This window comes from Vibrio floridensis (assembly GCF_021852965.1).
Taxonomy (GTDB): Bacteria; Pseudomonadota; Gammaproteobacteria; order Enterobacterales; family Vibrionaceae; genus Vibrio; species Vibrio floridensis.
The window spans coordinates 61,016-81,499 of record NZ_JAKGCY010000014.1 but is presented as its reverse complement, the minus strand read 5'-3'; the positions used below and the strand labels follow the sequence as shown (position 1 = coordinate 81,499).

Sequence of the window (20,484 nt, the reverse complement as noted above, 5' to 3'; positions counted from 1 at the left end):
GGAAGCGCATCAACGGTGAAAATACTGATTGTCGATGACAGCAAAGCGACGCTGGAAATTGTTCGCAAAGCCTTGCTTGGGTTTGGCTATCGTCGCTTGTCGATTGAAAAGACCAACTGTGCTCGTGAGGCACTGGAAAAAATGGCGCATTGGCGTCCGGATATCGTGCTGACGGATTGGCACATGCCAGACATGAGTGGCTTGGAACTGGTGCAAACCGTTGCCTCCCGTTTTCCTGAGGTGAAAATTGCGATGATCACCACCGTCGATGATGACGAGCAAATTGCCCAAGCAAAAGCGGCGGGGGCGAGCTTTGTGTTGAGTAAACCGTTTGATGACGATGCATTGCATCGCAAGCTGTTGCCACTGGTGCAAGGGGCGGAAGAGAGTGAAAAAGCGTTTGATGAGCTGGTGGAAATCCAAAAAGAGCTCGCCTTGCCCAAGTTAAGTCAGTTGGAGAAGCTACTGCGAAAAGTGGTGCATGATGAGATTGCCCTCACCAATATCCGCTTACAACAGTTTGATGAAAGCAAAGTGCCCTGCATGATTGCCATCTATGAAGATGGCGAAACGCAAAAACCACGCGCGGTGGCGGTGCTGGATATTTACGCGGTGTGCGTGCTGGCGAGTGCCAATACGCACATTACAGCTGAACAACTGAGCCAAGCTATCCATAAAAAAATGGTCAGCAAAGCGATTTTAGACACATGCCAGATGGTGTTGGATAAATCCTCTTTGGCATTTTTGGACAGCTTAACGCGCAAAAGCCTACGGCTCAAAAGCGTCAGTTTTGTGCCAGAAGCGTTTGATAAGTTGAAGGTGCTGTTTAGCAAACCCGCCGATAAACGCCTCGATTTCTCCTGCCAGTTAGGGGAGATGGCGCAGGGGAAGATCACATTGGTGGGTTTTTAGCACTGCACCTTGGTTGTGTGTGAGGATCGGATTGGTCATAATGTTACAAGTAACATTAATGACAAAAATCTTTTTATGGCTCAACACAATAAGAAACCGCGCACCACTTTGCAGGATGTGGCGGATCAAGTCGGCGTGACCAAGATGACGGTATCGCGCTACCTGCGTAATCCCGATTCGGTGGCGGAAAAGACCCGCGAGAAAATCGCCACTGCGATTGAACAGATGGGGTACATCGAGAACCGTGCCCCAGCGATGTTGTCGAAATCCTCTAGCCGAGCAATTGGGATCCTGCTGCCTTCTTTGTCCAACCAAATTTTTGCTTCCTTTGTTCAGGGCATTGAAACCGTCACCAAAGCGCATGGTTATGAAACCCTCTTGGCGCACTTTAGCTACGATGAGCTGGAAGAGGAGCGCAAAATCGCGTCGCTGCTCTCTTATCAGGTCGATGGCCTGATCTTAACTGAAAGCCATCACACCGAACGCACCTTACAGATGATCAAAAACGCAGGCATTCCCGTAGTGGAAACCATGGAACTGCCAGCGCAGCCAATTGATATGGCAGTGGGGTTAGACCACGAAGATGCCTCTTACAGCGTGGTTAAACGCATGTTGGCTTCGGGTAAGCGCACCATTGTGTATTTTGGTGCACGCTTGGATACGCGTACCAAACTGCGTATGCAAGGCTATGATCGCGCCATGCGTGAAGCTGGCTTAGAGCCGAAACACGTGCTGACGGGCGAACACTCCAGTTTCTCGTTGGCGGATGAGCTGTTAGAGCGCGCCTTGGCGACGTATCCAGAGATGGACGGGGTCTTTTGTACCAATGATGACATCGCCATCGGTACCTTGCTGTGCGCGCAGCAGCGTGGCGTTGAAGTGCCGAAGCAACTGGCCATTGTGGGCTACAACGCCTTGGATATCGGCCAGACGATTCGTCCGAAATTGACCAGTGTCGATACGCCACGTTTTCAAATTGGTGAGAAAAGTGCCGAGTTGTTGCTGGCCCGTTTGCGCGGTGAAACGTTGGAACAAAATGTGGTGGATATGGGCTACCGCATTACCGCTGGCGAGAGTGTGTAACTCGGTCGATGTGATTAAAAGCAAGGGCGCGATAAACGCGCCCTTGTTGATCAGACGATAAAGCTGGCACCGTGTTCGGCACTGGAAACCGAGTGGCGAAGGGTGCTGAACAGATTGCGTCCCCAAGTTTGCTGGCTTGCCTCAGTATCGATTTCAAGCACGCAGCGACCAGTGGTGTCGCTGAGGTTGTTTAACTCGCCTGTCTGGCAATCGACACGAATCACATCACCATTACGCACTAAGCCAATCGCGCCGCCACGAATCGCTTCTGGAGAGACGTGAATGGCCGATGGGATTTTGCCTGATGCGCCAGACAAACGGCCATCGGTCACCAGCGCCACTTTAAAGCCCGCCTTTTGCACATTGCCGAGAATCGGCATCAACTTGTGTAGCTCTGGCATGCCATTGGCGGCTGGGCCATTGTGCGTCACCACCACAATGCAATCTCGGTTGAGCTCACCACGTTGGTACGCCGCTTCCACCTCATGTTGGCACTGGAACACCAGCGCTGGCGCTTCAATCACGCGCTGATCTTCTTTCACCGCAGAGACTTTCACCACCGCTTTGCCTAAATTGCCAGTCAGCACTTTTGTGCCGCCTGTGGACTGGAAAACGCAGCATTTGTCGGCGATCACATGGCTATCGAACGTACCCTCACATGGTGTCCAAACAAGCTTGCCGTCGACAAGGCTTGGTAGGCTCATTTGGTCGTCGAACTCGCCAAACACTGGCTTGACGTCACGATGCAGCAGAGCCGATTCGTTGAGGCGATGCAGCAGCGCAGGCACGCCGCCAGCTTGTTGGAAGGCGTTCATGTCCGCAGGGCCGTTCGGGTATACGCGTGCTAGCAGCGGCACCACGTCAGAAAGATCACTAATGTCTTGCCAAGTGAGCTCAATACCCGCAGCGCGCGCCACGGCCAACATGTGAATGGTGTGGTTGGTGCTGCCACCGGAAGCAAGTAGGGCAATGATGCCGTTGATAAGGCTCTTTTCAGTGACCACTTCAGCCAGTGAGCGGAAGTGAGCAGAGCCGGCGGTCATGGCCGCAATTTTGATCGCTGCGTGTTCAGTGAGCGCGTGTCGGAGCTCGGAGTTTGGATGGATAAACGCCGAGCCAGGTAACATCAATCCCATCGCTTCAAACACCAGTTGGTTGGTGTTGGCGGTGCCGTAGAAGGTGCACGTGCCGACGGAGTGGTACGCGCGACACTCCATATCAAGCAACGCGTCTTTGCCCACTTCGCCCGCTGCGTATTTTTGGCGAACATCGACTTTTTCTTCATTGCTGATGCCAGTTGCCATGAGACCCGCTGGCACAAATGCGGTAGGCAGGTGTGCGTAGGCGAGTGCGCCCATCAGTTGCCCTGGGGCGATTTTGTCGCAAATGCCGAGCAGCAAGGTGGCATCAAACACATTGTGGCTCAAAGAGAGGGCTGTGGACTGTGCAATCAGATCACGAGAAAACAGCGACATATCCATGCCCGCTTGGCCTTGAGTGACACCATCGCACATCGCAGGGACACAGCCAGCGACCTGAGCAGTATGGCCATACTCTGCCAGTGCGCGCTTAATTTGCTCTGGGTAGTGCTGGTAAGGCTGGTGGGCGCTGAGCATGTCGTTGTAGGCGCTGATCAGCGCCACATTGGCATGAGTAAAATCGAGGATGTTTTTCTTTTCTGCCGCACAAGATGCCGCCACCGCGTGCGCTAAGTTGCCGCACGATAAACCAACACGCCCTTTGCCTGCTTTGGCTTGCTCTTCGGTGCGTGCAACAAACGCCGCACGTGTTGCCTGGCTGCGTTCCACCAAGCGTTGAGTGACCTCTAAAATGACGGGATGGGTCATGCTTGTGCCTCATCTTGTTCTAGGATTAACTCGGCCGCGTTGGCGACAACGTCTTCGATAGTGGTATCAATGCTGACCAATAGAGTGCGAGGTTCACCATCGGGGCGCTCAAGTGTTTCAAACTGGCTATTGACCATGTTCTCTTTCATGAAGTGGCCTTGACGCTGGCGCATACGCTCAAGAATGAGTGACTTGTCGCCATCAAGGAACAAGAAGGTGACATTGTTGTTGCCGTCGCGGATTTGATCGCGGTAGCTCTTTTTCAGCGCTGAGCAGACGATAATGCCGTGCTCATTTTTGCTTTCAAGGCTATACGCCGCATCACGAATACGCTCCAGCCACGGCTTGCGGTCGTCATCGTTCAGTGGCTGGCCAGAGGCCATTTTCTGAATGTTGGCGCGTGGATGGAGATCGTCACCATCAATGAATTTACGCCCCAGCTTTTCTGCCAACAGCTCACCAATTGTGGTCTTTCCGCTTGCGCAGACACCCATCACAATGACACTACTACCCGCCATAACTTGTCCTCATAACTAAACTTGCGCGTGATCTCAAATTTGAAATTCACTTTGAAATATGGGTTTATCTTATTCATGTTATCGGTAACATGTTACCGGTAACGTAAATAAATGTGAACCACAACACAAACAATAATTCGAAAGGTGAACTTATGGAGCAATTAGCCCACACCCCTGATCCTACATATCTTTTAACCATAGCTGCGCTGGCGATTGCGGCGTTGCTAGTGCTGATCATCAAACTCAAAGTGCATGCGTTTGCCTCACTGACCATTGTCAGTTTAGGTACCGCCATTGCCACAGGCGTGACCTCGGACAAAGTAGTGCCCACCATGATGGGTGGCTTTGGCGGCACGCTCGCCTCTGTTGCACTGTTGGTCGGCCTTGGCGCCATGATTGGTAAAATTTTGGAAGTGACAGGCGGGGCCAAAGTGCTGGCCGACACGCTGATTGGTCGCTTTGGCAAAGATCGTGCCCCGTTTGCGCTGGGTATTGCGTCGCTGCTGTTTGGTTTCCCAATTTTCTTTGATGCCGGCCTTGTGGTGATGATGCCTATCATCTTTAGCGTGGCGAAACGCTTTGGTGGCTCGCCAATCAAATACGCCTTACCGTCTGCGGGTGCGTTTGCGGTGATGCACGCCTTTGTTCCTCCCCATCCGGGCCCAGTGGCGGCAGCGGAATTTTTAGGTGCCAACATCGGTTTGCTGCTGGTTGTGGGTATCCTGGTTGCGATTCCAACTTGGTATCTTGGCGCGTACCTATTTGGTTTGTACGCGGGTAAGAAATTCGACATCCCACTTTCTAAAGCATTTTTTAACAGCGATGCGATTGTCGATGAAAGCAAATTGCCAAAATTTGCCACGGTAATGACCATCTTAGTGCTGCCCGTATTACTGATCTGCTTGGATACCGGCCTAAACACGCTGGCAGTGGCGGGGGTGATTGATGGTAAAACACCGTTGGTGGAATTCCTTCGCATGCTAGGTAAAACGCCCGTCGCACTGCTTATTACCTTGATCGTGTGCTTGGTGGTGTTTGCCAAAGATTACGGCATGGCTAAGCTTGAAAAATTGTGTGGCGACTCACTGGCTCCGATCTGTGGCGTTATCCTCGTTACTGGTGCGGGCGGCATGTTTGGTGGCGTATTGCGCGCCAGCGGCATTGGTAATGCCTTGGCCGATGTATTGACCGACACAGGCATGCCAGTGATTGTGGCTGCGTTTGTGATTTCAACCTGTTTGCGTGTGGCGCAAGGTTCTGCCACCGTGGCACTGACGACCACCGCTGCGCTGATTGCCCCGGTTGTCGCGGCAACCACAGGTTTGAGTGAGTTAGACCTCTGTTTTATCGTGATTGCTATCGCAGGCGGTGCAACGGTACTTTCTCACTTTAACGATTCTGGTTTCTGGCTGGTCTCTCGTCTGCTTGAGATGGATGAGAAAACCACGCTGAAAACTTGGACGGTAATGGAAACCTTGCTTGGTGGTATTGCTTTCCTTATCGTCGCTGTATTGAGCTTTATTCTTTAGAGGTTATCTATGACAACACTTGAACAACGATTAAGAGAGATCAAAATCGTCCCAGTTATCGCTATCAACGATGTAGCACACGCCTTGCCATTGGCAAAAGTGTTGGTAGAAAACGGTTTACCCTGTGCGGAAGTGACATTCCGCACGGAAGCGGCGGCGGAATCCATTCGCATCATGCGCGAAGCCTACCCTGATTTGTTGATTGGTGCGGGCACGGTATTAACCACAGAACAAGTGGACATCGCCATCGAAGCTGGCGTGGATTTCATTGTCAGCCCAGGCTTTAACCCAACCACAGTGAAATACTGTCAACAACGCGGCGTGACCATTGTACCGGGCGTCAACAACCCAAGCCTTGTGGAACAAGCGATGGAAATGGGTTTGCGCACCCTGAAGTTCTTCCCTGCTGAGCCATCAGGCGGCGTCAACATGCTTAAAGCGCTGACGGCGGTTTACCCAGTGGAATTCATGCCAACAGGTGGTGTGAGCCCATCTAACGTGGAAGATTATCTCGCGCTGAAATCGGTTGTCGCGTGTGGTGGCACTTGGATGGTACCAACCGCCATGATGGACAGCGGCGATTGGGAAGGCATTGCCGAACTGGTTCGCGCGGTGAAGTAAACACCATTGCTCCATAACAAAAAGGGTCATCGATTGATGACCCTTTTGTTATTTCTCGCTTTATTCGATGATGCGATCAACGCATCGTGACGAATTCTTCTGAGCCCGTTGGGTGGATAGCCACAACCGAGTCGAAATCGGCTTTGGTTGCGCCCATCTTCATCGCGACGCCGAAACCTTGAATCATTTCGTCCACCGCGAAACCGATGCCGTGCAGGCCAACCACTTTCTCATCTTCACCCGCACATACGAGCTTCATTTTGCATGGCTGACGGTGTTGAGTCACGGCGGTGTACATTGCGGTAAAGCCAGATTTGTACACTTTCACGTTCTCTTCACCATATTGAGCGATCGCTTCTGGCTCAGAAAGACCAATGGTGCCGATAGGTGGGTGGCTGAACACAACAGTTGGGACCAAGTCATAGTCCATCTTCGCGTTGGGTTTGTTGTTGAACAGACGCTCAGAAAGCTGACGACCCGCTTTCACTGCAACGGGTGTGAGTTCGATACCGCCTTCCATAATGTCGCCCACACAGTAGATGCCAGCAACGTTGGTTGCTTGGAACTCATCGACTTTGATGTAGCCGCGCTCGTTGGTTGCTACACCGGTTGCGCTCAGGTTGATGGCGTCAGTCGCTGGGTGACGACCGATTGCCCAGATAAGCTGATCAACGTTTTGGCTTTCACCGTTTTCTAGATGAAGCGTTAGGCTGCCATCGGCTTCTTTGACCACTTCTTTTGGTACCGAGTGGGTGTGCAGTGTTGGGCCTTCTGCCGCCATCACTTCCACTAAGGTGTCGATGATCATTGGATCAAAGCTGCGTAGTGGCGACTCTTTACGGCAGAACAGATGGGTTTCTGTACCAAGGGCGTTGAGCACGCCAGCGATTTCCACCGCAATGTAACCCGCGCCAACGACAGCAACACGTTTTGGTTGCTCAGCAAGGTCGAAGAAGCCGTTTGAATCGATGCCGTATTCCGCGCCAGGGATGTTTGGAATAGTCGGGCGGCCACCCACAGCGATCAGAATGTGATCGGCGGTGTAGTGCTCACCGTTTACTTCCACGGTTTTCTCATCGACAAACTTAGCGAAGCCTTTAATCACGTTGACTTTGTTGTTGCCTAGCACGCGATCGTAAGATTGGTGGATGCGGCCAATGTACGCTTGGCGGCTCTCAACCAATTTGCTCCAGTCGAAGCCTTTCACTTCCACATCAAAGCCGTAGTCAGGAGCGTATAGGCTCATCGCTTCTGCGATCTGCGCGCCATGCCACATCACTTTTTTCGGTACACAACCAACGTTCACACACGTGCCGCCGAGATCTTTTGCTTCGATCAGCGCCACTTTCGCGCCATACATCGCCGCACGGTTTGCTGAAGCGATGCCGCCACTGCCGCCGCCGATACAGATATAGTCAAAATGCGTTGCCATTACTTTCTCCTGTCTGGCAGGGGCGATTTACTCGCGTACTCCCTGCGTTTTTCAATTTATTTCATTTTTATATGGAGGACAGATTGGTTGAACTCAATCTGTCGTACGGAAATTCTTTGGGGGCTGCGTCTCTCTTTTACTCAGGAACGATCCACTCTACCTTCCAATGACCGGTTGCCGGCGCAATAGCTTCCTTAAGGAAAGGCAAAATTTGTTGCATCTGGCTTTCCAGCGTCCAAGGTGGATTAATCACAATCATGCCTGAAGCGGTCATGCCGCGCTCATTGGTATCCGGTGACACGCCCAACTCAATTTGCAGAATCTTGCGAATGCCCAGACCTTCCAGCCCTTCTAACATGTCGTCGATGTCGCAGCGATTGACCACGGGGTACCAAATCGCGTAGATGCCGGTTGCCCAGCGTTTGTGGCTTTGGTAAATCGCTTGCACCACATCACGGTACTCTTTGGCCAACTCGTAAGGAGGGTCAATCAATACGAGACCGCGGCGCTCTTGCGGTGGCAAGCTGGCTTTGAGGCGTTGAAAGCCGTCTTCTTTGTAAATGCTGACTTGGCGATCGCGGTGAAACTCTTGTTCCAATAGCGGGTAATCGCTTGGATGGAGCTCCGTCAGAACCATGCGGTCTTGATCGCGCAATTGAGCACGTGCGACGCGTGGTGAGCCAGGGTAGTAACGTAGCTTATCGCCATTGTTGAGGGCTTTGATCGAAGCGATATAGCTGGCGATGTCGGCAGGCAGATCGCTGCGATCCCAAATACGCGCCACGCCTTGTTTGTATTCGCCCGTTTTCTCTGACCATTCGTGGGTCAAATCGTAGCGGCCAACGCCCGAATGGGTGTCGTGGTAGACGAAGGGTTTGTCTTTTTGTTTTAGCGAGTCCAGAATCAAGCTCTGAACAATGTGTTTTACCACGTCGGCATGGTTGCCGGCATGAAAGCTATGACGATAACTTAGCAAAATTCACTCTCGTAACACTCTTGGTAGAGTGTGGTCAGGGATTAATAGGGCGATTATATACCCAACTGACGCTGATGTTCAGGATTCTCTCTGAGTCACAAAAAAGTTAATCGTCTATTCGTATTGAAATGTGAACCTTTAACCCTCATTTAGTATCAAAATGTAAGACCAATTGGCGGTGGTCGGTGTAAATCGCGTATTATTATTGATAAGCGTGTCACCGATGGACAGTTGGCCACGATACTGAAGAGTCAAACAAAAGGAATTTATATGTCTAATCCACTCCTTACTTTTACGGATCTGCCTCCGTTTTCTCAAATCAAGCCAGAGCATGTGTTTCCTGCAGTGGAACAGGCGATTGCCGATTGTCGTGCCAAGATTGAACAGGTGCTTGAAGGCAACAATACCCCTAGCTGGGAAACGGTGATTGCGCCGATCGAAGAAGTGGATGATCGTCTCAGCCGTATTTGGTCACCCGTGAGTCACATGAACTCTGTTGTCAACAGCGACGAGCTGCGCGACGCGTATGAAAGCTGCCTGCCAATGTTGTCGGAATACGGCACTTGGGTCGGCCAGCACAAAGGTCTGTTTGAAGCGTACAAAGCGATTAAAGCCAGCGAAGCGTTTGCCAAGTTGACCACTGCACAACAGAAAACCATTACCGATGCTTTGCGTGATTTTGAGCTATCGGGCATTGGTCTGCCTGCGGATGAGCAAAAGCGCTATGGCGAAATCAGCAAGCGTATGTCAGAGCTGAGCTCTAAGTTTTCCAACAACACGCTAGACGCCACCATGGGCTGGACCAAGCACATCACCGATGAGAAAGAGTTAGCAGGCATGCCGGAATCGGCGTTGGCGGCCGCGAAAGCCGCTGCTGAAGCCAAAGAGCTCGACGGTTATTTGCTCACGCTGGATGTGCCTTCTTACTTGCCAGTGATGACTTACTGTGACAACCAAGCGCTGCGCCGTGAAGTGTACGAAGCGTACGTGACGCGCGCGTCGGATCGCGGTCCAAATGCCGGTAAATGGGACAACACCGAGATCATCAACGAGCAGTTGAAACTGCGTCATGAAATTGCTCGCATGCTTGGCTTTAATACCTACAGTGAAAAGTCTCTGGCGACCAAAATGGCAGAAAACCCAGCGCAAGTGTTGGGCTTCCTCAATGACTTAGCCACCAAAGCCAAACCACAAGGTGAGCGTGAAGTGGCAGAGTTGCGTCAGTTTGCTGAGCAAGAGTTTGGTGTGTCTGAACTGAATGTGTGGGATATCGCTTACTACAGCGAAAAACAAAAGCAGCACCTGTTCCAAATTTCGGATGAAGAACTGCGTCCGTATTTCCCTGAGTCGAAAGCCGTCAGCGGTTTGTTTGAAGTGCTCAAACGTGTGTTTGGCATGAGCGTGACAGAGCGCGAAGGGATTGACGTTTGGCACAACTCCGTGCGTTTCTTCGATATTTTCGATGCGCAGGGCGCGCTGCGTGGCAGCTTCTACCTTGATCTCTATGCGCGTGAACACAAACGTGGCGGTGCTTGGATGGATGAATGCCGCGTGCGTCGTATTAATGCACAAGGCGAGCTGCAAACCCCAGTGGCGTACCTGACGTGTAACTTCAACCGCCCAATCGGCGACAAACCAGCACTGTTTACGCACGATGAAGTGGTCACCTTGTTCCACGAATTTGGCCACGGTATTCATCATATGCTGACTCAAGTCACCACGGGTGCGGTGTCTGGTATTAATGGTGTGCCTTGGGATGCGGTGGAGCTGCCAAGTCAGTTCCTAGAAAACTGGTGTTGGGAAGAGGAAGCGCTGGCGTTTATCTCTGGCCACTATGAAACGGGTGAGCCATTGCCAAAAGCGATGCTAGAGAAAATGTTGGCGGCGAAGAATTTCCAATCGGCAATGGGCATTTTGCGCCAGCTTGAGTTCGGTCTGTTTGACTTCACGCTGCACACCGAATTTGACCCTGAAGTTGGCCCACGCGTGCTCGAAACCTTGGCGCAAGTGAAGCAGAAAGTCGCGGTACTGCCTGCGGTTGAATGGGCGCGTTTCTCACACAGCTTTGGCCATATTTTTGCGGGCGGTTACTGTGCGGGTTACTACAGCTACCTATGGGCAGAAGTGCTCTCTTCTGACGCATTCTCGCGTTTTGAGGAAGAAGGCATTTTCAACGCTGAGACGGGTCAGAGCTTCCTCAACCATATTCTTGAGATGGGTGGCAGCGAAGAGCCGATGGAGCTATTCAAACGCTTCCGTGGCCGTGAACCACAAATCGATGCTTTGCTGCGCCATTCCGGTATTGCGGCTTAATTCGATGAAGTAAACTCAATATCACAAGGTCAGCCCAACGGCTGGCCTTGTTTTTTTGCGGTGCGCTAAGTTTGTTGCGAGCTAAGGATTGACGTTGCGATTGATCGGGTTTTGCAGCGAAATCAGCGTTTCGGTCGATTGCACTTCGTCGATCGCTTGCAGTTTGTCGATCAGCACAAATTGCAGCTCTTCAATCGACTTACACATCAGTTTGACGAAGATGTTGTACGCGCCCGTGGTGTAATACGCTTCCACCACTTCATCCAATGCGTTGAGTTTTTCCAGCGCGGAATGATAGTCGCGCGCCGCATTGAGGTTGATGCCGATAAAACAGCACACGTCGTAGCCGAGTTTTTTGGTGTTGACCACCACTTCGGTACCTTCAATGATCTCCGCCGCTTTCATCTTTTCGATGCGCACGTGAATGGTGGCAGGGCTGACGTTGAACTGCTTAGCCATCTCTGCATAAGGCGTTTTCGCGTCCGCCATCAGCGTTTTCAATATAGCGCGATCCAAATCATCAATCTTGGTATTGGCTGAATGCATTGTCTGTCCCTTTTCTAATCAGCATATGGGTATAATACTAACAAGGGCAGCTTATCTTTCACAATCAAGGTTTTTTGCTCATAGGCTGAATGAGAGGACGGTGAGCCAGTGCGATTTTATTTTTCCATGTTGATAATGCTATGCAGCTTTTGGGCAAGTGCCCATGAGAAAAATATTTTAGTGGTGCACTCTTACCACCAAGGTTTCTTTTGGACAGACTCCTTCCAACTTGGCCTCGCACAAACACTCGGTGAGCGCGACATGACTCTGCGTGTGCTTTATCTCGACACCAAACGCAATCAAAGCGCCAGCTTTCTCAATCAGCTTTACTTTCTCTACAAAACCAAAGTGGCACAAGAACGTTTTGATGCGATTGTGGTGAGCGATAACGTTGCACTGCAGTTGATGCAGCGTTTGGCGGAGCCACTGGCGGGCACGCCGGTGATTTTTGGTGGCATTAATAATTACACGCCAGAATTGCACACGGGTTTGAATGCCACTGGCGTGATTGAAGATATTGATCTGCTGTCGAACGTGTCGCTGATTGAGCGTTTACAGCCCCAAGCACAGCAAATTTTTGTGGTGACGGACCATTCGATCACGGGTGTCGCGCTGCGCGCGCAGGTGGACAAGTTTTTGTCCCGCTATCCTGAGTATCAGCAAAAAGTACAACATTTAGTGCCGAATACGGTGGCTGAGCTGATTGAGCGGGTGCAAACGCTCGATTTAGACAGCGCAGTGCTGTTTTGGGCTTATTACCGTGATGCCGATGGTACGTTGAGTGATGATGACGATTGGCAGGAGCTCAATCGCGTCAGCAGAGCACCGATCTACATGGTGCACGATCTCGGTCTTGGTCATGGTGCGGTCGGTGGCGTGATTCAAAGTGGTTACAAGCAAGGCTTTGCCACGGGTGAAGTGTTGAACCAAGTGCTGGACTCACCCGCCTCACCTTTACCGAAAGTGAAGGTGGTGGAGCCTGACATCAAACTGGATTATCAAGCCGTGGCGCGCTGGAAGTTAGGGGTGGAAGGCGAGCCAGCCTCGGTGTTGGTCAATAAACCCGAGCCATTTTCGGTGCGTTACGCGCAAGAGATCCGTCTCTACAGCTCGGTATTTGTGATGTTGCTGCTGGTGATTGTGCTGTTGGTCTATTACTTGCGCCGCATTCAACAGAGCGAAACGTTGGCGCGTGAGAGTCAGTCGATGCTCGAGTCTATTTTCGACCAGAGTTTGCAATACATTGGGATTCTAGACAGCAATGGTTGTGTGATTTCGAGTAATGCTCAATTACAAGAGCTGTTGTTTGACCACGGCGCATCTGTTGATCGTCCATTGTGGCAACATCAACATTGGGAAGATGAATCAGCCAAGCGTTTGGCGGACTATTTCAGTGATTCGAACGCGCAGCTTTCAACGTTTGAGGTTGAGATTTGGAGTCGAAATCTGGGCTCCATCATGCTGGAAATCTCGTTAAAGCCCCTTTATTCAGACAGTAGTCAAGAGGCGCAATTTCTCTTTGAAGCTCGAGATATCACCTCGCGTAAGTTGATGGAAGATAGGCTCTATAAACGAGAGTCCAACTTACGCAATTATTATGAGCAACAGCCGGTGATGATGGTGACGCTGGATAAAAACAACCGCATTCAGCAAGTAAACCGTTTTGCTCAGCAGCTTTTAGGCTATGAGCAACTCGAGATGATGGGACATCTACTACAAGACTTCTATATTGATCAGCAAGCAATGACGCCAAGACAAATGTTGCTGCAACCTACGCCAATTTTACAAGGGGTATGGCGACGCGAAATCGAATATCGTCATCAAGATGGCAGTGCCGTTTGGCTGAGAGAAAACATTCGCCCATTGACCGAGTCTGGGCAAATTTTGATCGTTGGTGAAGACATCTCCCACAACAAACAGTTGGCACGCCAGTTGGAATATCAAGCCAAATACGATTTGTTGACCGATACCTTTAATCGCAACCAATTTGATATTGAACTCAAACGCGCGCTGCGCGAGGTGGAAAGTCATCGCCGTGTGCATGCGATGCTCTACATCGATTTGGATCAGCTTAAAGTGCTCAATGATACCGCAGGGCATGATGCGGGAGATGGGGCAATTCAATTTTGTGCCAGTATGTTGGAAGAAGTGTTGCCACATACCGCGATTTTGGCGCGCTTAGGTGGCGATGAATTTGCTGTCTTACTCAAAGACAGCAATGAACACACCGCCATCGGTGTGGCGAAAACCATCATTGCCACATTAAGCAGCCAGCCTTTCATCTGGGAAAAAGTGCAAATAAACCTAACCTGCTCAATTGGCATTCGTATGATTGACCATACGGCCGAATCGCCACAAATGGTGCATGCGCAGGCAGACACGGCCTGTCACGCCGCTAAAGAGCAGGGGCGCAATCGCTTTAAACTGTTTAGCTTGGACAGCGAAGAACTGCAGCGACGCCAGCAAGAAATGGAAAGTGTCAACCTAGTCCATGAAGCCCTGGCCAATAACCGTTTAGAACTGTTTGCTCAGCGTATTATTCCACTCAGTCAAGAACGCTCTACCATGCACTTTGAGATTTTGAGCCGAATACGTGATGAGCAAGGGCAGTATCTTTCTCCCGCGATTTTTATGCCAGCTTCAGAGCGCTACAACATCGCGCATTTGATTGATGAACAGGTCGTGACCCAAACCTTTAACTGGCTTGAAGCTCATCCTGAGGTCGTGGCGCAGCTTGATCGTTGTTCAATTAACCTTTCTGGACACTCGATGGGTAACCCAGAATTCATGATGTTCCTGCTCGATCGATTGGAAAACACCGTCTTACCGTGCGATAAAATTTGTTGGGAAATCACCGAAACGGCCGCGATGAAAAACATCAGCTTGGCGATGGAGTTTTTCGCTCAAGTGAAAGCGCTGGGCTGCTTGATTGCATTGGATGACTTTGGTTCTGGGCTGTCATCGTTTGGCTATCTCAAGCAATTGCCCGTCGATGTGGTGAAAATCGACGGCATTTTTGTGCAGGACATGCATCGCAATGAGAGCGATCACATCATGGTGCGAGCCATCAATGAACTGGCGCAGCAAATGGGTAAGCAAACGGTAGCTGAGTTCGTTGAAAACAGTGAAATTGTCGCGTTACTGACAGAACTTGGGGTGGATTACGCCCAAGGCTACGTGATGGGTTACCCAACGCCATTGGCAGAGCTGGTGGCACAATGGCAGGCCGAACTAACACAGCGAGGTAGCGCTTGAGTGAATGCATCGCCCTGTTTAGGGCCGATGGAATCGCTACAGTTCCAGCCTTGCTTGCGGTAAACTCGCCAGCCAGTTCCTCATCCATGACGATTTTTCGGAGCACCCTGTGCAACTACAACTGATTTGTGAAGATGCGGCTTTACAGCCTTATCTCGACGCCATTGCCAGCAAATGGCAACTGACCCACGATGCACACAGCCATTTCGCTCTTGTGCTGACGTTCGAGCGTTTGGAGTTGCGTAAGCTTGATGAACCTAAGCTGGGAGCGATTTATGTCGATTTGGCCGGTGGTGCGGTTGCGCATCGACGCAAGTTTGGTGGCGGCAAAGGGCAAGCCATTGCCAAAGCCGCGGGACTCAACAAAGGGGTAACACCGACGGTTTTGGATGGCACGGCAGGGCTTGGGCGTGATGCGTTTGTCTTGGCTTCGCTTGGGTGCAAGGTGCAGATGGTGGAGCGCAACCCCGTTGTGGCCGCTTTGCTCGACGATGGCTTAACCAGAGCGAAAAAAGATGATGAAATTGGTGCTTGGGTGAGTGAGCGTATGTCACTGCTGCACGCGTCAAGCCACGACGCGCTCGCCGCGTTAGCCAGCGATGCCGAGTTTGTTCGTCCCGATGTGGTCTATCTGGACCCCATGTACCCGCATCCTGAAAACAAAAAGAAAACCGCCTTAGTGAAAAAAGAGATGCGCGTGTTTCAATCTTTGGTTGGGGCAGATACCGATGCCGATGCGCTGCTCACACCGGCGTTAGCATTGGCGACCAAGCGTGTGGTGGTGAAGCGCCCAGACTATGCAGAGTGGCTCGATGGCGTTAAACCCAGCATGGCGATTGAGACCAAAAAGAACCGTTTTGACGTCTATGTCAACGCGTCGATGAGTTAAGCGCTTTTCCCCTCAATCTCTCCTTTTCTTTTCTGTCGCGCAGAAAGTCTCACATTTCTGCGCTTGCCAATTTGCCGCACTCGCTGTATATCTAACTAAGAATTATTATTATTCAAACTATCGGTAATGTGCAGACATGGTTTGTGTTGGAGTAGTCGCATGACAAAACGCTTTTGTAAGATGGATAGAAGAGAGATCGCCAGTCAATTGGGTGAGATTCATCAGTTGGTTGCAGCGCCCAAATACCTTTGCCGTTCTTGTGCGCGTGCGTCTTCATCGAAAAGTTCGCTGTGCAAGCCACAAGCCATTCCGAGTCTAAAATCGAAAGCCAAACCCTTGGCGGTAAAGGCTGCCACGTTACCCTCGCCAACGTCGATAGCCGAGAATCAACGTCCGCAAACATTACTGACGGCGGAGTCGGTGAGTGCGTTTGACATTAATTTGCCATCACTGGGTAAAAAACAACTTAAGCAAGCCAAAAAGGCGCTGAAAAAACAGCGCAAATACCATAAGAAACTGGCGAAGTTAGCCAAGAAGAAAGTCAAACAACTGCAAAAGCGTGAAAAGTTGGAAGGAAAACTCAACAAATACAACGGCATTTTACGAGTGTTAAGCCACAAACAAGTATTGCAAGGCAGTGCCGATCAAGTGCACTAAGCGTGCTTAAGCAAGTATAACGACTCAGCCCACCGAATGGTGGGCTGAGTGCATGTGGGTCATTGAAGCAGGGCGCTAGGCGAGATAAGGGCTAGGCTTGTGACGCTTTGCGAGCAAAGTCGCGCTCCACTTTGGCTTTGACCCAGGTTTCATTCAGCCACAGCGAAAACAGAATGACCCCGCCGCCCAATGTTAGGCGCAGCAAATCGACATCGCGATTCCAAATCACGATGTTGACGATAAGCCCAGCAGGCACCAAAGCGTTGTTCATTACCGCCAAGGCTCCAGCATTAACCAACGTTGCCCCTTTGTTCCAGGCAAAATAGCCCAAGCCAGATGCAATCAGGCCTAAGTAAATCAAAATGCCCCATTGCAGTTCGGTGGTGGGCAGCTTGCTCGGATTACCCATCAAAGCAAACGCCACCAAGGCCACACACAGTGCGCCAAGGTAGAAGTAACCAAATACCGTGTGTTGTGGCAACTCGAGTTGCTCTTTCTCCATAATGTATTTGTAGCCCACTTGGCCAATGGCAAAACAGAGGTTGGCCCCTTGCACCACCAAAAAGCCCAACAAGAAGTTCGGGTTAATGGTGGCAAATTTGATAAAGACGGCACCCAATACGGCGATGATGGCCGTCACCAAATACCAAGGAGAGAAACGCCCATGCAGCAAATCGTAGATCAGCGTGACGTAGATCGGCGTAAAGACGGTGAACAACAACACTTCAGGAACAGACAGCAGCAGAAACGATTGGTAATAGAAGCAGTACATCAAGCCGAGCTGGAAGCCGCCGACCACCATTAATTTACCGATCAGACGCTTGCTGACCCCTTTGAATTTGAGGAAAGGAACAAACACGACGCTGGCGAGTGCTACGCGCATCAGTACCGAAAACCAAGAATCCACCTGACCGGCGAGGTAAACGCCAATCAAGCTAAATGAAAATGCCCATAACAGGGTGACTGCGGAGAGATAAAACATAGTGATAACGAGTAAATAACAAATGTCCGCAGTCTACCGATTTGCCGAGAAGGGCAAAAGCAAAATCACTCTTTAAGTGGTACAACCAACATATCAACCGGAGAGCAGTTGATCAGTTGACGAGTAGAAGAGAGCAGTTTACTCCAAAAATCTTGGTGATGGCCGCACACGAGCAAATCCACTTGGTACTCACCAATGGTGTCACACAGTTCATTGCTTAAATCGCCGCTGCCGACCAAGGTATGAGTGATCGGGTAGTTGGCGTAATCCGCGAGATTGCCTAATTGAGTGCGAGACGCCTCCATCGCCTGATGCTGTGCTTCGGCCATGTTGATGTCGATAAGGCCGGTGTACAGCTCGGCATAATTCACATCGATATGGATAAAGGATACTTTCGCTTCTAAAGCTTTTGCTAAAGAAACGGCTTTATCGATCAATAGCTTGCTGTCGTCAGAAAGATCAACAGCGACTAATATGTGTTGATAACTCATGGTGTGCTCTCCTTTATCATTTTCCCTCGTGGGTATAGTTAAAACATAGCACTTAGGTGAATAGTTTTTTGCCAAAGGGATCTCAGATCCAATTCCATGTAACAAAGAGTTATCGAAATTTTCGTGGTATAGTAGCTCAAAACGGATACAAACAATCAGGAGTCCTCATGCTGTCTCAGACTATGGTCGAACAATTGAATGCGCAAATTAATCTGGAATTTTTCTCATCCAATCTATACTTACAAATGAGTGCTTGGTGTGAAGATAAAGGATTTGATGGCGCAGCACAGTTTTTAAGAGTGCACGCTGTGGAAGAGATGCAACACATGCAACGCCTGTTCACTTACGTCAGCGAGACGGGTGCATTACCGATTCTAGGCGCGATTGCAGCACCAAAACATGATTTTGCAAGCTTGGGTGAAGTGTTCCGCGAAACGTATGAACATGAACAAATGATCACTCAGCAGATTAATAAGCTCGCTCATGTTGCGTTTACCAGTCAGGATTATTCAACCTTTAACTTCCTGCAGTGGTATGTCGCAGAGCAGCACGAAGAAGAAAAATTGTTCAAAGGGATTTTGGATAAAATTGAACTTGTTGGTGAAGATGGCAAAGCGCTGTTCTTCATCGATAAAGATCTGGCACAAATGGCGAAAGAAGGTTCATCTTCAATCATGGATGCTCCAGCAGCTTAACGGAACAGCCAGTTTCCGTTAGCGGGTTAGAAAGACATTGATTGTCTTTTTCTCTTGAGCATTGATGAAGATGTAGGGAGGAAAAGATGATCAATGGAGATATTATCCTGTTTGCGCTTATGGTGGTAACGGGGGTTAACCTCGCTCGTTATCTTACCGCTCTTCGTTCACTGATTTATATCATGCGTGAAGCGCATCCACTGTTATATCAACAAGTGGATGGTAACGGATTTTTTACCACTCACGGCAATGTCACCAAACAGGTGCGACTCTACCACTATCTGAAAAGCAAAGAGTACCACCATCATCACGATGAAGTTTTTACTGGGAAATGCGATCGGGTAAGAGAGTTATTCGTCCTGAGTGTAAGCTTGACCGGTGTGACTTTGTTGGCTGCATTTCTTCTGTAGCCAGTGCTTGGAAAATAACCCACTTTGCCGTTAGAATAGCGGCGAAAAAGTAAGGATGTGCCAACTGCACATCCTTTTTTATTGTCAGAGAGATTTTCCAGCATGAGTAACAAGTTTGATGTGGTGGTGATTGGCGCCGGTGCGGCGGGATTGATGTGTGCTGCCGAGGCAGGCCGTCGTGGCCGCAAAGTGTTGGTGCTTGACCACGCGAAAAAGCCAGGACGCAAAATTCTCATCTCCGGTGGTGGTCGTTGTAATTTCACCAACAATGAGGTCTCGGCGAAAAACTACTTGTGCCGGAATCCCCATTTCGTCAAATCCGCCCTGTCGCAGTACAGCAACTGGGACTTCATTTCGATGATCTACAAATATGGTATTGAGTTTGAAGAGCGCGACCATGGTCAGCTGTTCTGCCTCGACTCTGCCAAAGAGATCGTCAACATGCTGCTGAGTGAGTGTGACCAGCCGAACATTGCCCAGTGCTACCAGGTACAACTCACCGAAATCGAGAAAACCGAGCAAGGTTTTGTGCTGCGTGCTGGCGCAGAGGCATTTGAATGCCAATCTCTGGTGGTGGCGACGGGTGGCTTATCGATGCCAAAACTGGGCGCGACCCCTTTCGGCTATAAAATCGCTGAGCAGTTTGGTATTCCAGTGGTGCCGACCACCGCAGGCTTAGTGCCATTTACGCTGCACAAGCAAGATAAAGAAGACTTTGCAGAGCTCTCGGGAATTGCCATTCCGGCGGAGATCACCGCAGAAGACGGTACGTTGTTTAAAGAAGCACTGCTGTTTACCCATCGTGGTTTATCTGGCCCTTCAGTACTGCAAATTTCGTCTTACTGGAAGGCAGGTCAAGCGGTGAGCATTAATCTGGTGCCTGAGGTGGATGTGCTGGAGCTGCTGCAACGCAATTTGGAAAAACACCCAAATCAGACTTTGAAAAATACCCTAGCGAAAGTGCTGCCTAAGCGCCTCATCGAAGTACTGATCGATCGTAACGAGCTGACGGACAAACCTCTTAAGCAATACAATGGAAAAGAGCTGCAAGAGATTGTTGAGTATTTGGAGCATTGGAAAATTGCGCCTAATGGCACTGAAGGCTACCGCACGGCGGAAGTCACGTTGGGCGGTGTAGACACCGATTACCTTTCCTCAAAAACCATGGAGTGCAAAACCGTCCCAGGGCTGTACTTTATTGGCGAAGTGATGGATGTGACAGGTTGGCTTGGCGGTTACAATTTCCAGTGGTGTTGGTCGAGTGGCTTTGTCGCGGGACAGTGGGTGTAAGCTCAAGTAAAGACAAATAAAAAACAGAGGGACGGTTC

Annotated in this window: 18 protein-coding genes; 11 read left to right on the top strand and 7 right to left on the bottom strand. The window is 50.3% G+C overall.

The window, feature by feature from the left end:
- Nucleotides 1-15: 15 nt before the first annotated feature.
- Both LZU85_RS17350 and LZU85_RS17345 read left to right on the top strand, forming a co-directional pair.
- Nucleotides 16-912, top strand: a complete 897-nt coding sequence (locus tag LZU85_RS17350; protein ID WP_011079115.1) for a response regulator — start codon at nucleotides 16-18, stop codon at nucleotides 910-912.
- Between the two features lie 75 nt (nucleotides 913-987).
- Nucleotides 988-1,995, top strand: a complete 1,008-nt coding sequence (locus tag LZU85_RS17345; protein ID WP_237287927.1) for a substrate-binding domain-containing protein — start codon at nucleotides 988-990, stop codon at nucleotides 1,993-1,995.
- 50 nt (nucleotides 1,996-2,045) lie between these two features.
- Here LZU85_RS17345 and edd read toward each other — a convergent pair whose 3' ends face one another.
- Nucleotides 2,046-3,842 (bottom strand): phosphogluconate dehydratase, encoded by a 1,797-nt coding sequence (gene edd / locus LZU85_RS17340; RefSeq protein WP_237287925.1) that lies wholly within the window; start codon nucleotides 3,840-3,842, stop codon nucleotides 2,046-2,048.
- Nucleotides 3,839-4,360, bottom strand: a complete 522-nt coding sequence (locus tag LZU85_RS17335) for a gluconokinase (RefSeq protein ID WP_017420425.1) — start codon at nucleotides 4,358-4,360, stop codon at nucleotides 3,839-3,841. The genes edd and LZU85_RS17335 overlap by 4 nt, the downstream gene beginning before the upstream one ends.
- Before the next feature lie 152 nt (nucleotides 4,361-4,512).
- Here LZU85_RS17335 and LZU85_RS17330 point away from each other — a divergent pair, with 152 nt between their 5' ends.
- On the top strand, nucleotides 4,513-5,889 hold the full coding sequence (locus LZU85_RS17330) for a GntP family permease (RefSeq protein ID WP_011079119.1): 1,377 nt from the start codon (nucleotides 4,513-4,515) through the stop codon (nucleotides 5,887-5,889).
- A gap of 9 nt (nucleotides 5,890-5,898) precedes the next feature.
- Complete coding sequence (locus tag LZU85_RS17325) at nucleotides 5,899-6,510, top strand: bifunctional 4-hydroxy-2-oxoglutarate aldolase/2-dehydro-3-deoxy-phosphogluconate aldolase (RefSeq protein ID WP_011079120.1); 612 nt, start codon at nucleotides 5,899-5,901, stop codon at nucleotides 6,508-6,510.
- 76 nt (nucleotides 6,511-6,586) lie between these two features.
- Here LZU85_RS17325 and gorA read toward each other — a convergent pair whose 3' ends face one another.
- Together gorA and LZU85_RS17315 are read right to left on the bottom strand one after the other, a co-directional pair.
- On the bottom strand, nucleotides 6,587-7,942 hold the full coding sequence (gene gorA / locus LZU85_RS17320) for a glutathione-disulfide reductase (protein ID WP_039552081.1): 1,356 nt from the start codon (nucleotides 7,940-7,942) through the stop codon (nucleotides 6,587-6,589).
- A gap of 136 nt (nucleotides 7,943-8,078) precedes the next feature.
- Nucleotides 8,079-8,918: a 23S rRNA (adenine(2030)-N(6))-methyltransferase RlmJ gene (locus tag LZU85_RS17315; protein ID WP_176299302.1), complete on the bottom strand. Its 840-nt coding sequence runs from the start codon at nucleotides 8,916-8,918 to the stop codon at nucleotides 8,079-8,081.
- Between the two features lie 270 nt (nucleotides 8,919-9,188).
- On the opposite strand from LZU85_RS17315, the gene prlC reads away from it, so the two are divergent.
- Entirely contained in the window at nucleotides 9,189-11,231 is a 2,043-nt protein-coding gene (gene prlC / locus LZU85_RS17310) for an oligopeptidase A (RefSeq protein ID WP_237287923.1), read from the top strand.
- Between the two features lie 81 nt (nucleotides 11,232-11,312).
- On the opposite strand, the gene asnC is transcribed toward prlC, so the two are convergent.
- Nucleotides 11,313-11,777 carry a transcriptional regulator AsnC gene (gene asnC, locus LZU85_RS17305; RefSeq protein WP_176299300.1) on the bottom strand — a complete coding sequence of 155 codons (465 nt, stop codon included), beginning with the start codon at nucleotides 11,775-11,777 and terminating at the stop codon, nucleotides 11,313-11,315.
- Between the two features lie 126 nt (nucleotides 11,778-11,903).
- Here asnC and LZU85_RS17300 point away from each other — a divergent pair, with 126 nt between their 5' ends.
- The 3 genes from LZU85_RS17300 (at nucleotide 11,904) to LZU85_RS17290 (ending at nucleotide 16,578) form a co-directional block, all read left to right on the top strand.
- Nucleotides 11,904-15,032 carry a bifunctional diguanylate cyclase/phosphodiesterase gene (locus LZU85_RS17300; RefSeq protein WP_176299299.1) on the top strand — a complete coding sequence of 1,043 codons (3,129 nt, stop codon included), beginning with the start codon at nucleotides 11,904-11,906 and terminating at the stop codon, nucleotides 15,030-15,032.
- A gap of 109 nt (nucleotides 15,033-15,141) precedes the next feature.
- On the top strand, nucleotides 15,142-15,921 hold the full coding sequence (locus LZU85_RS17295) for a class I SAM-dependent methyltransferase (RefSeq protein WP_225491089.1): 780 nt from the start codon (nucleotides 15,142-15,144) through the stop codon (nucleotides 15,919-15,921).
- A 159-nt stretch (nucleotides 15,922-16,080) separates the two neighbouring features.
- Nucleotides 16,081-16,578 carry a hypothetical protein gene (locus tag LZU85_RS17290; RefSeq protein WP_072599876.1) on the top strand — a complete coding sequence of 166 codons (498 nt, stop codon included), beginning with the start codon at nucleotides 16,081-16,083 and terminating at the stop codon, nucleotides 16,576-16,578.
- 91 nt (nucleotides 16,579-16,669) lie between these two features.
- On the opposite strand, the gene LZU85_RS17285 is transcribed toward LZU85_RS17290, so the two are convergent.
- Both LZU85_RS17285 and uspA read right to left on the bottom strand, forming a co-directional pair.
- Nucleotides 16,670-17,560 carry a carboxylate/amino acid/amine transporter gene (locus LZU85_RS17285; RefSeq protein WP_013570918.1) on the bottom strand — a complete coding sequence of 297 codons (891 nt, stop codon included), beginning with the start codon at nucleotides 17,558-17,560 and terminating at the stop codon, nucleotides 16,670-16,672.
- Between the two features lie 65 nt (nucleotides 17,561-17,625).
- Nucleotides 17,626-18,051 (bottom strand): universal stress protein UspA, encoded by a 426-nt coding sequence (uspA, locus tag LZU85_RS17280; RefSeq protein WP_026050289.1) that lies wholly within the window; start codon nucleotides 18,049-18,051, stop codon nucleotides 17,626-17,628.
- Nucleotides 18,052-18,218: 167 nt separating this feature from the next.
- Between uspA and ftnA the strand changes: the two genes are divergently transcribed.
- The 3 genes from ftnA to LZU85_RS17265 all read left to right on the top strand — a co-directional run bounded on the left by ftnA (nucleotide 18,219) and on the right by LZU85_RS17265 (nucleotide 20,446).
- The gene (gene ftnA / locus LZU85_RS17275) at nucleotides 18,219-18,746 is read left to right on the top strand and encodes a non-heme ferritin (protein ID WP_011079132.1); all 528 of its coding nucleotides are present in this window, start codon (nucleotides 18,219-18,221) and stop codon (nucleotides 18,744-18,746) included.
- 86 nt (nucleotides 18,747-18,832) lie between these two features.
- Nucleotides 18,833-19,156 (top strand): universal stress protein UspB, encoded by a 324-nt coding sequence (gene uspB, locus LZU85_RS17270; RefSeq protein ID WP_011079133.1) that lies wholly within the window; start codon nucleotides 18,833-18,835, stop codon nucleotides 19,154-19,156.
- A 102-nt stretch (nucleotides 19,157-19,258) separates the two neighbouring features.
- Nucleotides 19,259-20,446 (top strand): BaiN/RdsA family NAD(P)/FAD-dependent oxidoreductase, encoded by a 1,188-nt coding sequence (locus tag LZU85_RS17265; RefSeq protein ID WP_237287922.1) that lies wholly within the window; start codon nucleotides 19,259-19,261, stop codon nucleotides 20,444-20,446.
- Nucleotides 20,447-20,484 lie beyond the last annotated feature (38 nt).

Bases quoted from the DNA above. Each gene is read 5' to 3' on its own strand.
- LZU85_RS17345 (WP_237287927.1), top strand. From the start codon at position 988: ATGGCTCAACACAATAAGAAACCGCGCACCACTTTGCAGGATGTGGCG.
- edd (WP_237287925.1), bottom strand. From the start codon at position 3,842: ATGACCCATCCCGTCATTTTAGAGGTCACTCAACGCTTGGTGGAACGC.
- LZU85_RS17335 (WP_017420425.1), bottom strand. From the start codon at position 4,360: ATGGCGGGTAGTAGTGTCATTGTGATGGGTGTCTGCGCAAGCGGAAAG.
- LZU85_RS17330 (WP_011079119.1), top strand. From the start codon at position 4,513: ATGGAGCAATTAGCCCACACCCCTGATCCTACATATCTTTTAACCATA.
- LZU85_RS17325 (WP_011079120.1), top strand. From the start codon at position 5,899: ATGACAACACTTGAACAACGATTAAGAGAGATCAAAATCGTCCCAGTT.
- gorA (WP_039552081.1), bottom strand. From the start codon at position 7,942: ATGGCAACGCATTTTGACTATATCTGTATCGGCGGCGGCAGTGGCGGC.
- prlC (WP_237287923.1), top strand. From the start codon at position 9,189: ATGTCTAATCCACTCCTTACTTTTACGGATCTGCCTCCGTTTTCTCAA.
- asnC (WP_176299300.1), bottom strand. From the start codon at position 11,777: ATGCATTCAGCCAATACCAAGATTGATGATTTGGATCGCGCTATATTG.
- LZU85_RS17300 (WP_176299299.1), top strand. From the start codon at position 11,904: ATGTTGATAATGCTATGCAGCTTTTGGGCAAGTGCCCATGAGAAAAAT.
- LZU85_RS17290 (WP_072599876.1), top strand. From the start codon at position 16,081: ATGACAAAACGCTTTTGTAAGATGGATAGAAGAGAGATCGCCAGTCAA.
- LZU85_RS17285 (WP_013570918.1), bottom strand. From the start codon at position 17,560: ATGTTTTATCTCTCCGCAGTCACCCTGTTATGGGCATTTTCATTTAGC.
- uspA (WP_026050289.1), bottom strand. From the start codon at position 18,051: ATGAGTTATCAACACATATTAGTCGCTGTTGATCTTTCTGACGACAGC.
- ftnA (WP_011079132.1), top strand. From the start codon at position 18,219: ATGCTGTCTCAGACTATGGTCGAACAATTGAATGCGCAAATTAATCTG.
- uspB (WP_011079133.1), top strand. From the start codon at position 18,833: ATGATCAATGGAGATATTATCCTGTTTGCGCTTATGGTGGTAACGGGG.
- LZU85_RS17265 (WP_237287922.1), top strand. From the start codon at position 19,259: ATGAGTAACAAGTTTGATGTGGTGGTGATTGGCGCCGGTGCGGCGGGA.